This is a genomic window from Povalibacter sp. (assembly GCF_036735925.1).
Taxonomy (GTDB): Bacteria; Pseudomonadota; Gammaproteobacteria; order Steroidobacterales; family Steroidobacteraceae; genus Steroidobacter.
In genome coordinates, this window is the sequence record NZ_DAINNK010000027.1 from 44,712 (window position 1) to 55,479 (window position 10,768).

15 protein-coding genes and 1 pseudogene are annotated in these 10,768 nt (G+C 61.7%); 13 read left to right on the forward strand and 3 right to left on the reverse strand.

What is annotated here, in order from left to right; all coding sequences use genetic code 11:
- Nucleotides 1-2: 2 nt before the first annotated feature.
- The gene (locus tag V7D81_RS10425; RefSeq protein WP_324316359.1) at nucleotides 3-425 is read left to right on the forward strand and encodes a VOC family protein; all 423 of its coding nucleotides are present in this window, start codon (nucleotides 3-5) and stop codon (nucleotides 423-425) included.
- A 113-nt stretch (nucleotides 426-538) separates the two neighbouring features.
- Here the strand turns inward: V7D81_RS10425 and V7D81_RS10430 are convergent, their stop codons facing one another.
- Nucleotides 539-1,129, reverse strand: coding sequence for a porin family protein (locus tag V7D81_RS10430; RefSeq protein ID WP_324316361.1), 591 nt, complete (start codon nucleotides 1,127-1,129; stop codon nucleotides 539-541).
- A 312-nt stretch (nucleotides 1,130-1,441) separates the two neighbouring features.
- Nucleotides 1,442-2,893, reverse strand: a complete 1,452-nt coding sequence (dacB, locus tag V7D81_RS10435; protein ID WP_324316364.1) for a D-alanyl-D-alanine carboxypeptidase/D-alanyl-D-alanine endopeptidase — start codon at nucleotides 2,891-2,893, stop codon at nucleotides 1,442-1,444.
- A 204-nt stretch (nucleotides 2,894-3,097) separates the two neighbouring features.
- Here dacB and V7D81_RS10440 point away from each other — a divergent pair, with 204 nt between their 5' ends.
- From V7D81_RS10440 to V7D81_RS10485, 12 genes and pseudogenes are all read left to right on the forward strand, one after another.
- On the forward strand, nucleotides 3,098-3,703 hold the full coding sequence (locus V7D81_RS10440) for a DUF502 domain-containing protein (RefSeq protein WP_324316366.1): 606 nt from the start codon (nucleotides 3,098-3,100) through the stop codon (nucleotides 3,701-3,703).
- Nucleotides 3,704-3,908: 205 nt separating this feature from the next.
- Entirely contained in the window at nucleotides 3,909-5,777 is a 1,869-nt protein-coding gene (locus V7D81_RS10445) for a glycosyltransferase (protein WP_324316368.1), read from the forward strand.
- Between the two features lie 125 nt (nucleotides 5,778-5,902).
- Nucleotides 5,903-6,121, forward strand: a complete 219-nt coding sequence (locus V7D81_RS10450) for a hypothetical protein (protein WP_324316369.1) — start codon at nucleotides 5,903-5,905, stop codon at nucleotides 6,119-6,121.
- 253 nt (nucleotides 6,122-6,374) lie between these two features.
- Nucleotides 6,375-6,521 (forward strand): ribbon-helix-helix protein, CopG family, encoded by a 147-nt coding sequence (locus tag V7D81_RS23245; protein ID WP_442958345.1) that lies wholly within the window; start codon nucleotides 6,375-6,377, stop codon nucleotides 6,519-6,521.
- Between the two features lie 142 nt (nucleotides 6,522-6,663).
- Nucleotides 6,664-6,894, forward strand: a complete 231-nt coding sequence (locus V7D81_RS10455; RefSeq protein WP_324316371.1) for a hypothetical protein — start codon at nucleotides 6,664-6,666, stop codon at nucleotides 6,892-6,894.
- Between the two features lie 10 nt (nucleotides 6,895-6,904).
- The gene (locus tag V7D81_RS10460; RefSeq protein WP_324316373.1) at nucleotides 6,905-7,129 is read left to right on the forward strand and encodes a hypothetical protein; all 225 of its coding nucleotides are present in this window, start codon (nucleotides 6,905-6,907) and stop codon (nucleotides 7,127-7,129) included.
- Between the two features lie 48 nt (nucleotides 7,130-7,177).
- A pseudogene (locus V7D81_RS23250) lies at nucleotides 7,178-7,294 on the forward strand (helix-turn-helix domain-containing protein); the annotation flags it as partial.
- 149 nt (nucleotides 7,295-7,443) lie between these two features.
- Nucleotides 7,444-8,316, forward strand: coding sequence for an REP-associated tyrosine transposase (locus V7D81_RS10465; protein WP_324316375.1), 873 nt, complete (start codon nucleotides 7,444-7,446; stop codon nucleotides 8,314-8,316).
- Nucleotides 8,317-8,479: 163 nt separating this feature from the next.
- Nucleotides 8,480-8,650 (forward strand): hypothetical protein, encoded by a 171-nt coding sequence (locus tag V7D81_RS10470; protein ID WP_324316377.1) that lies wholly within the window; start codon nucleotides 8,480-8,482, stop codon nucleotides 8,648-8,650.
- Nucleotides 8,651-8,814: 164 nt separating this feature from the next.
- Nucleotides 8,815-9,189, forward strand: a complete 375-nt coding sequence (locus V7D81_RS10475; RefSeq protein WP_324316379.1) for a hypothetical protein — start codon at nucleotides 8,815-8,817, stop codon at nucleotides 9,187-9,189.
- A 75-nt stretch (nucleotides 9,190-9,264) separates the two neighbouring features.
- On the forward strand, nucleotides 9,265-9,534 hold the full coding sequence (locus V7D81_RS10480) for a hypothetical protein (protein WP_324316381.1): 270 nt from the start codon (nucleotides 9,265-9,267) through the stop codon (nucleotides 9,532-9,534).
- 137 nt (nucleotides 9,535-9,671) lie between these two features.
- Nucleotides 9,672-9,905 (forward strand): hypothetical protein, encoded by a 234-nt coding sequence (locus V7D81_RS10485; RefSeq protein ID WP_324316383.1) that lies wholly within the window; start codon nucleotides 9,672-9,674, stop codon nucleotides 9,903-9,905.
- A gap of 311 nt (nucleotides 9,906-10,216) precedes the next feature.
- Here V7D81_RS10485 and V7D81_RS10490 read toward each other — a convergent pair.
- Nucleotides 10,217-10,768: phosphoribosyltransferase (locus V7D81_RS10490; RefSeq protein WP_324316385.1), on the reverse strand; the 552-nt coding region annotated here is incomplete at its 5' end.

A 10,768-nucleotide genomic window follows, 5' to 3' on the forward strand; every position in this document is an offset into this window, starting at 1 on the left:
ACATGAGCGTCTTCGCCTATATCTGCCTCGGTACCAACGACATGGAACGTGCGTGTCGTTTCTACGATCCCGTGATGGCGACGCTGGGCTATGCCCGCTGCGATACGTCTGCGGAAGCCGGATGGGAAGACTGGGTCGGATGGGGCATCTACGACGACGAAGGCCGACGACAGGATGCGCTCTGGCTGTGTCGTCCGTTCGATCGCCATGCTGCTTCTGTCGGCAACGGCACGATGGTGGCGTTGCGTGCCACGTCGTGGCGACAGGTCGATGAGTTTTTCGCCGCTGCACTGGCGAATGGCGGTGAGGCGGAAGGCGAGCCCGGTCTGCGGGCGTACAACGCGGATTTCTATGCGGCCTACGTGCGCGATCCGGACGGCAACAAGCTGGCCGTGGTGTGTCGCGGGTTTACGCGGCGGGAGTGATCTCTTCAACTCTTCCTGTAGGTCAGGCTTTCCCGCGGGATTCCCTTCGGTCACAGCCTGACTTCCGGAGGCCGGCTGAAGCCGGCCCCACAGAAGTCCAAGTCCACCGGCGCTCAGAACCGCCACGCACCCGACAGCCAGATCGCGTCGGCGTCGTCGAGCACATCCGAGTCGATCTTTTCGTATTCGAGTCGGGCGTGCAGATGTTCGAAGAACGTCATGCCGACGCCGGCGCCGTACAGCAGATCTTCTTCGCTGCTGCTCGACCGGAACACGTCACCGCCCAGATCATCGAGATCGACGCTCAGGTCGACGTCGTAGAAGTAGTAACCGACCTTGGCGAACAGTTCGACCGGTCCGAGCGGCAAGGTGCCGATCACGTACGGCGCGAAGCCGCTCGCTTCGACTTTGTAATCGCCGCTCGATCCGGAGGCGTCGATGCTGTCGGACGGTCCGCCGAAATCGATGTAGGCGGCTTCGAGCGACAGATAGGGATTGAAGCGATAGCCGACGAAGGCTTTCCACGACGTATCGTCGTCGTCGAGGCGCTCGATGGCCTCGTCGGTATCGTCGATGTCGTCGATCTGCACGTTGAATTGACCGACACCGCCGCCGACATAGAAGCCGCTTTCATTCTCGGCATTCGCGGCCGTCCACGCGCCGGACAATGCAAGCAGCGTTGCTGCAGTTATCAATCGGTTCATGAAATCATCTCCTGCATCAATGAAGGGAATGCGGATCAGTGGCGTGCACTCCACCGAGCGTGCAGGCACAACGCGTCGACGTTGCGTCAGTTCCGGAGAAAAGCCGCGAAAAATGCAGACGTCGAAACCGCTGCGTGCATGCAACACGATGCACCGGAAAAGGAACTACAGCACCCGCGGGCCGCTCTTCTGTGGAGCGTGTCTTTCCTGTGGGACCTGTCTTCCTGTGGGGCCGGCTTCAGCCGGCCGCGACAGCCGAAGCAATCTACGCAGCACAGGCCGGCTGAAGCCGGCCCCACAGGGAGACCGGGGTCATTGTGCGAACACCCAGCGGATGAGTTCGGTCTGAACGATGTCGGCGCTGCCGTTCTGGGTGCCGGGATGATTGATCAGGATGACGACGACGTACGTTTTTCCGGAGGCCGCATTGACGAAACCGGCGAGCCCGCTGACATCGTCGATGCGTCCGGTCTTCAGGCGCAGGCGTCCCTGCATGCCGGCGGCGCGGAAGCGATTGCGCAGCGTGCCGTCGACAGCCGAGAGCGGCAACGACGCGGCGAATTCCGGCATAAACGGGCTGTGCCAGGCCACGTCGAGCATCTCCGCCATGCCGCGCGCTGTGACTCTCTCTTCGCGCGACAGTCCGGAACCGTTGTCGAGCGCGAGCCCTGGTATGCGGATCTCGTGATCGGCGAGCCACTGGCTCACGGCCTCGCGTCCGTGCTGCGCCGTGGCGGGCGCGCCGAATTTTTCCGCGCCGAGCGTCAGCAGGAGGTGCCGCGCCATGACGTTGTTGGAGAACTTGTTCACGAGCCGGATGATCTCCGGCAGCGGCAGCGAATCGTGCGTGTACAGCAGCGTGGCGTCGGCAGGCAGCGGTGCAACGCGCAATCCGCCGCCGATCGTGCCGCCGGATTGCGCCCACAGCGTGCGGAACGTGCCATAGGCGTACTCCGGTGCCGTCATGATCGCGCGATTGATGGAGAAGCTGCCGCAGGCCGCGGGTAGCGTGCCGCCGACGACGACCGTCGCCGGTTTGTCCTCGGGCGTATTGAACGTGACGCCGTAGTTGTAGCCGCCGCAGCGCCCCTGGCCGATGAGCGCCTGGTTCTGCACCACCAGGTTCGAGGGCAGCGGATTGACCGCGATCTGCGGTCGCGCGCGCTGTGGATTCACCGTGAGCGTGAAGCGCGAGGTCTGGAAGTTCACCATCAGCGCATCGGGCAGCACGTTGTAGCTGTGCCAGGGTTTGGCGTCGAAGTCGCCGCGGCTGCCGGCGATCGGCGCGAAATAGGTGTTGTCGATGACGATGTCGCCGTCGATGCGGGTAAGGCCGCTCTCGCGCAGGCTCTGCACGAAGCTCCACCAGCGCTCGCTGGTCATGTACGGATCGCCGCCGCCGACCAGCACCAGATCGCCCGCCAGCACGCCATTCGCCAGCCGGCCGGTGCGATAGACGCGAGTCTTCCAGGTGTAGGACGGACCGAGCGAGTCCAGGGCGACGAATGTCGTCAGCACCTTGATCGTCGATGCCGGACTGCGCGGCTGATCGCCGTTGAGATCGATGATGGTCTGGTCGCTGCCCGCATCGCGCACATGGATGCTGATGTTGCGTTCGGGAATGCGCGCTTCCCGCATTGCCCGCGTCAGCGTCGGCGGCAACGCCGGCGACTCGCGCGCCAGGCACGGAGAGACGAGGCAGGCGGCGGCCATGGCGAGAAAGCCGGCTCGCAGCAGGGCCGGCGCGTTCGCGAAATGAGGCATGCGGCAGGAAATCGACAGCGGGGACGCGGGCATCTTAACGGATCGTCCGGGCAAGATCGTTCGTCGTGCGGTGGCGCGCTGAAGGTTATCGAGCCGTGCCCGCCTGTCACGCCGCATTCACCGCAGCGCCGGAATTTCTTTCGGCACGCACGGCCTTCATACTCCGGGCCGTTCATCGTGGCCGGACAACACGGCGGAGACATCATGCGTCGTCTGTGGAATACGTTTCTGAAGGGCGTGGCGGCGATCCTGCCCGTCGGCCTCACCATCTATGTCGTCTACTGGCTGGCGACGACGGCCGAATCGATGCTGAGCGGGCCGCTGCGCATCGTGCTGCCGCGGGGTCATTACTGGCCCGGACTCGGTCTGCTGGTCGCCTTCCTGTTCGTGCTGCTGGTCGGCGTGCTGGTCGATGCGTACGTGGTGCGGCGCCTGTTCCGTTTCGGCGAGTCGCTGCTGGCGCGCATTCCTATCGTGAAGACCATCTTCGGCGCGCTGAAGGACTTCACGCGCTTCCTGCCGGCCGGCGGCAAGGGACGCGATCTCAAGCGCGTCGTGCTGTGGCGATTCGGCAGCGCGCGAATGGTCGGCTTCGTCACCGAGGATCACCTGAATCCGAAACTCTTCGGCGCCGCCAGCGAAGACATCGTCGCCGTGTACTTTCCGATGAGCTACCAGATCGGCGGCTACACGCTGTACCTGCACAAATCGGAACTCGAGGAGACGCAGTTGTCGGTGGAGGAGGCGATGCGGATGGTGCTGATCGGCGGCGTCACGAGTCAGCCGGGGGTGGAGGGGGCGGCGAGATGAGAGGAAGAGTGCCGCAAAAGACCGCGGTCCTTTGCGGCCTCTTCATCCCGGGCTTTTGCCGCACTTCATGTGACCCACTTCGCGACGTGCCAATTCTTGTCACCCGCGAAATGTGGCCGGTTTAACAATTCGCGAGGCGCGCGGCCCGTCGGGATTACGACTACTGCTACGATTTTGTTCCATCTCAGAGCGATCGTAGTTCATCGTGTCCGAAGGCAATCTCCGAGCGCTGCGCGTCATGCACCTGGTGAGTTCCGCGGGTCTCAGCGGCACCCTCCAGCAGGCATTGTTCATGCCGCTGCTGACGCGCATGCCGAAGAACAAAGTGAAGACGCAGGTGGTGTCGCTCGCACCGGGCTTCACTGCGGGCGCGGTGCTGCGTCAGTCGGGCATTCCGGTTCACGACATCGCGCTGTCGCGCAAGCGTTTCAACTGGGGCGCGTTCGGCGAACTGCAGGAAGCGACCGAAGCCTTCCGTCCCGATGTGATCCAGGCCTGGGGCCATACGGCGCAGCTCGCGGCGCTCACGTTGCGTTCGCGCTGCGAATGGAATCCGAAAGTCGTGTGGAGCGTCGGCGAAACCGCGCCGCTGCCCAAGAACGCGGGCCTGATCGATCGCCAGAAACTCAAGTGGCTGGCGAAGTTCTCGGCCAAGGCCGATCGCATCGTCTATACCTCCGAGGCAGCCGCCGTGCTGCACCGGCGCGCAGGCTTTCCTGAAGGCGGACATGTCGTCGTGCCGCCGGGCGTCGATCCGACGCGTTTCAAACCGGACTTCGCCGCGCGCAAGAAAGTGCGCGAACAGCTCGGTCTCGGCGGCGAAGCCTTCGTCATCGGCATGGTCGCGCCGTTCCAGACCCAGCACGATCATCCGACGCTGATCAAGGCGGTCGGCGAACTCGTCAAGACCAATCCGCACATCGCGCTGCTGCTCGCCGGTCACGGCGTGCAGAAGGGCAATGGTCCGCTGATGGCGCTGGTCGGCGGCGGCACGATGGGCACGCGCACGCACCTGCTCGGTGAATGGTCGGACCTGTCTTCGTTCTTCAACGCCTGCGATGTCGCCTGTTCCAGTTCGCTGAGCGATGCCGGTCGCATGACCCTCGTCATGGCGATGCAGTGCGGCGTTCCGTGTGTCGCGACCGGCATGGGCGCGCAGGGCGAAGTCATCGGCCAGTTCGGCGTGGCCGTCGAGCCGGGCAGTCCCGCGGCCTTCATTCGCGGCATCACCCGCATCATGCAACTGCCTGCGGACAAGCGCGTGTTCATGGCGCAGGGCGCACGCAAGCATGCGCTGACGCACTTCGTGCCGGTGCGCTCGATGCAGAAATATCTGCAGCTCTATTTCGACACCGTCGGACGTCAGGCGCTGGCCGCCGACGCCGTACCGGTGCAGGAGATCGATGCGTCGATCCCTGCGCCGCCGCCGGACATGCAGATCGTCGCGGCCGTGAAGTCGAAGTCCAAGACCGTCGATCTGGTGTCGAGCACCGAGCTCGCCGATCCGGATTCGATCGAGTCGCGCGTTGAAGCGTCGAAGGTGGCTTACAAGAAGTACAAGCCCGATCCGGAACCGGCACCGGTCGTCGAAGCGCCGCCGCCGCCGCGCGAGGGCGACGTGCTGGAAATCTTCGAAGCGGATCAGGCCAACGTGAATTCGTCCGGTAAAGCAGCGATGAACGAACGCGCGCGCGGCGTCGCGGATGAAATGGAAGATCTGCTGACGCCCGAAGAACTGCAGACCAATCCGTCGCAGGCGGCGGTCGAGAAGCCGGCCGTGGCTGTGCCGGAAAAAGTTGAAATCGTTGCGATGGTTTCCGAGCCGGCGAAGGTTGAGGAAGCTGCGAAGCCGACCGAGCCTGTCGTAGCCGCAGCTGCCGCAGCACCCACCGAAGTCGCGTCGATGCCCGAGATCGATTTCGCCATCGAGCCGCAGGAAATCTCACCCCAGGCATCGCTGCCATTCGAGGCGCCGCCAGCGGAAGCACCCGCGGCATCGGACTCGTCGATCCAGCTCGAACTGCTGGCGGATCCGCCGACGAAGGAACTCAAGCGCGCAGTGGGTGGGGAGTAGGTTGTCCTCGCGCGGCTGGATGTGGGTCTGGCACAGATTCGCGAGTGAGGATCGCCGGTAGGCGAGGTTCCGCAGCTTCGCTGGTCGATGTATTGAGTTGGTAACTGACAAAAGGAGATCAAGAAGTGGCACAACACGATGTTTCTTTCACGATTCCGGAGCGCTCTCTGGGGAAGGCTGATCTGGAGTTCAAAATCAAGAGAGATAGGGAGATGGTCGGGAGGCTCAAGGTGTCGAACGGAACTATGGTTTGGGTTCCCAAGAACGCTCAATACGGTTACAGAATCAACTGGGTGCGCTTTGACGAGTTGATGCGGGAGCACGGAAAGCACGAGAAGGCATAGCGGTGTAGCTTGCATGTAGTTCGCGTCATGAACACGCGTGGCGCAGCGCCGGGCTCCCGGGATTATTCGCTGGATCACCCAAATATTCGCGAGCACCTCTCGCCGTCAAGGCTGACATGTTCCCGCCACTCACGGTTGCCCCGTACGACGGAAATAGGTACCGGGCATCGTATCCCGCACATTCCAGGTCCAAGATTTCCCTGTCCGTGTGCCCTGTACAACATGAGCTGCAGTTATACGCGGAGCAGCGTGCATGAATTTCAACGTCTATGTCGACAAAGATACGGCTGAGCGTCTCGGCAGGCTGGCGAAAGCCCGGCGCACTTCGCGCAATCGGCTCGCACGCGCAACGTGCCGGGCCGGGATTTCGGGATTGTTCGCTGACTCCCTCAGATATTGATGATCGCCTGTCCCGTCTTGGCTGACATGCTTCCGCTACTCACGATCACCCCGCGACAAACGGGCGTCGCGGGCTCATCGGAATAGCGGCGTGCCAGATGCCGACGGTTGCCGGATGGTTAAATCTTTGAAAACATTCGCGCATGCAGCTCCAGATCATCGGACCGATAACGGAGATCGAGACGATAGCGACCAGCGCCGGAATTCGTGAGCTGCCGCGCTTGCGAAAGCGGTATGGTCGAGGTCGCTGGAGAAAGAGGAAGGGAGTTGCCGAAGTGCGCCTCGGCAACCGGGAGATCGTCCGGGCTGAAATTCATTGGTACGAGGCAACCGGAATCGGTCGAAAAGAGTTCAAGATCAAACACATTCTGTAGATATCGCGCCATGGTCAAATCAGCACGTCTTGTCATCTGCGTTGATAACTCCGGTTATGAGGTTTCCCTGGAGCGCCGGAAGATCTACGTAGCAATTCCGGATGCAAAGGCACAAAAGCTCGGCCAGCTTCGGGTCGTGGACGAATCTGGTGAAGATTATCTTTATCCGGAGGGAATGTTTGTCGAAGCCGAACTTCCGCAATCCGTCAGGCGCGCTGTTCTGCAGGCGGCATAGGCCGTTGCGGCGTGCATGGCTTGCGAAGGATCGCAGAGGAGATGGGCCATGCCACGTCGTGAAAAAGAACTGTTGGCGCGGGATGCCAAGCGAAACACCGGTGAGGAATTGCTGCAGGCAATTCGAGACGTCAAGGCTGGACGTCACGGCGCAAAGTACAAGGTGGGGCGTAACGTGCCGTGGGGCGTAACGCGTGGGCGTAACGTGCCGGGCCGGGATTCGGGATTATTCGCTGAAAACACCCAGATATTCGCGAACGCATCTGCCATCCGGGCTGACATGCTTGCGCGACCACGGCCACTACGGAAGCAAGGATGCCCCGCCCCCTCAGACTGCACGTTCCTGGCGCTTTCTACCATGTCACGCTGCGCGGCAATCATCGCCAGAACATCTTCTTCAAACCCGCGGATCGGGATCTCTTCAACGAAATCGCCGCCGAGGTGATCGAGCGATTCACGACGCGCCTGCATGCGTATTGCCTGATGACGAACCATGTTCACCTGCTCATTCAGGTGGGTGAGGTTCCGCTTGGTCGTCTGATGCTGCGGATCGCCGGTCGATACGCTCGTGCCATTCAGCGCCAACTCCACACGACAGGTCATCTGTTCGAGAAGCGATACCATCCGGTCATCGTCGATGCGGATGAGTATCTGCTGGAGCTGCTTCGCTACATCCATCTGAACCCGCTGCGTGCGCGAATGGTTGATGCCGCGGAGGCGTACCGGTGGTCAAGTCACCATGCCTATCTCGGCACCCGCACTGAACCGTGGGTTACGACTGATTTCGCTCTGTCCATGTTCCACTCGAACCGAGCGCAAGCCGTTGCCGCGTACGATCGCTTTGTCGGCGAATGCCCCGATGTGCATTCACCGCTCAACGAATGCAATGTAAATGATCGACGAATTCTCGGCAGTGATGAGTTCGCCGGGAAACTCTTGGGCGATGCATGGCAAGCAAAATCCCGCAAGACGCTGCACGAGCTCATGGACGATGCAGCACACAAGTTCTCGATCAGCCATGAATCGCTGCTTTCGCCCAGCAGACAGCGCCATCTGTCGAAGGCCCGTGCATGGGTCGCTTACGAAGCGATCTCTCTGCGCATTGCATCGCTCTCGCAAGTCGCCCGCCTGCTCCAGCGCGATGAATCCAGTCTGCGTGCGGCCATCCAGCGCTACTTCCCTCGATAATCCCGAAATCCCGGCCCGGCACGGTCTTCCCGGCACGGTCTTCCCCGGCACGGTCTTCCGGTCTTCGCACGGCACGGTCTTCGCAGCAAAGGTTGAGGAAGCTGCGAAGCCGACCGAGCCGGTCGTAGCCGCGGCTGCCGCAGCGCCCACCGAAGTCGCGTCGATGCCCACGATCGATTTCGCCATCGAGCCGCAGGAAATCTCACCCCAGGCATCGCTGCCATTCGAGGCGCCGCCAGCGGAAGCACCCGCGGCATCGGACTCGTCGATCCAGCTCGAACTGCTGGCGGATCCGCCGACGAAGGAACTCAAGCGCGCAGTGGGTGGGGAGTAGTCTGTCCTCGCGCGGCTGGATGTTGAGCCGGCACGGGTCCGAAAGCGCAGATTGCCGCAAGGTGTCGCGTTCCGAGATCCGCGGCTGACAATCGAAATCCGGGTGATGACCGGTGGCGGTTTGCAAAGCACCGCACTGGGCGACAGCTATCTAAGCTATGCGTCATGAAGACATCCCGTATCGACAAGCTGGAAGTTGAGCTCAACGCCGAAGAGATGAAACTGCGGCAGCATTTGCTTCGCATCCTTCCAGGCGCAGCTGAGAGTGGAACCAACGTCTTCTCGAACTCCGCGTTCAATCCATCCAATCTCCAGCCTCGTCATTCCCGGTCAGATGCGGAGACGCTGTTGGCCTCGGCGCGTGAATGTGTTCGCATCCGGCAAGAGATTGGGCTGGACGTCACCGGTTCTGTCGGAGCATTGTTCCCTCGGCAGACTGGCGAAAGCCCGGCGCACTTCGCGCAATCGGCTGGTCCGCCAAGCACTCGAGAGCTTCATAGACAAGGAAGCAGAAGCGACATGGCCGCGGGCCGTGCTTGAGCATCAGGGAGTACAATTTGAGCCCTTCGAAAATTCGCGGAGCAAGCTCAGGGCGCCGACGCGGGATTCGCTGGCTTGAAGTACCTGCTCGACACATGCGTGGTAAGTGATTTCGCCAAAGGCGACGCCAGTACGCTCAATCGCATCAAGACGACATCACCCAGACTACTGGTGATTTCGAGTGTCACGATGATGGAGATTGAGTTCGGCCTCACGCTCAACAAGGTGCGTGCCAGGAAACTGGTTCCGGTGCCGCATGCATTCCTCGGTGCGATGGCGATGCTCCCGTATCGCACGGAAGATGCACGAGCGACAGCCACTCTGCGCGCCACGCTCCAGAAGTGAGGCAGACCAATCGAGTGGGCCGGAGCGCGGCGTGCCGGGCTTCCGGGATTTTTCGCTGAAATATCCAGATACTCGCGAACGCATCTGCCATCTGGGCTGACATGCTTCCGCCACTCACGGTCACCGCGGAAGCAAGGATGCCTCGTCTGCTCAAACAGGATGTTCCCGGTGCCTGCCCTGTGCCATTCTTCAAAGCACACAAGTTCACGGACGAACCCGCTCATGCCGAGCACTCCCGCCCCAACGCGGGACTCGCTCAGAGCAAGGGGCGCAGCGGCCTGAATTGGTGGCTGCTGTCACTGTTGATGGGGCCGATCGGCACGCTTCTCATCATCGTTCTTCAACCTGTGACAGGGAAAACGGAGAGTTGAAGCACGGATGTGAGCATGCGCGCCGACGCAGATTAGATTGGTGCTCGTGCTTCGGGGGCAGCTATTTGCCTTGGCCAAACCGGCCTGACATCAGATCCCGATCAAACGAAGCTGGCCACGATGTGCCGTGACCAGCTTGATAGGTGACGGAGTGCCCGCTGCTTTTGCGTATGAGCGTTACTGTTCCGGTAATCGGGTGCACGCCAGCGTCCGGCGAATCAAGTCGGGTGGTGATCTCGAAATCCTTGGGATCAAACCCATGATCCCGCATCGAAGCGCGGGCGTCGTCGATCTCGTCCTGTCCGAGCAACCTAAGAGCCTGCTGCAAGTCCTGCCGCAACAAGTCTATTTCGAATGGTTGCAGCATCCGGGGTGTTCTGGAGGTAGCGAGCTTCCGACCGGGTAAGGCATTCGAAGCCGAAACCGAAATTCTGCTGCCACCAATTTTCGAGGGTTGACCCATGTTTCGTTCTCAGGCCCGTGATCTGATCCAAGTTCGGGGCCAGCTTTGCCGAGTACGGTTTGCCGGTCAAGACCGTTCCTCCCAATACCTGTCCGCCCTGGGAATGGAGATAACCGATCAGATTGGCGAGGGTACCGCCCTGGCCGATGAAGTCATCCACCACGAAATAGCACCTCCCCGGGTTTACCGTGCCGCTGAACAGGGCTTGATGGGCCAGGCGCCGAAAGCCGTCCGCGCCGGTGTGACCCACGGAATTGAGCTGGACGATGGAGCGGTTGACACCAAGCGCCAGCCGTACGGATAGCTCGGCCGCCAATGCAGCCGGAATCTCGTTGACGCCGTCCACTGCGAACTGCTGGCCGCCACTCCGTGAGGCACAAGAAGCAACCCGCGACCGGAC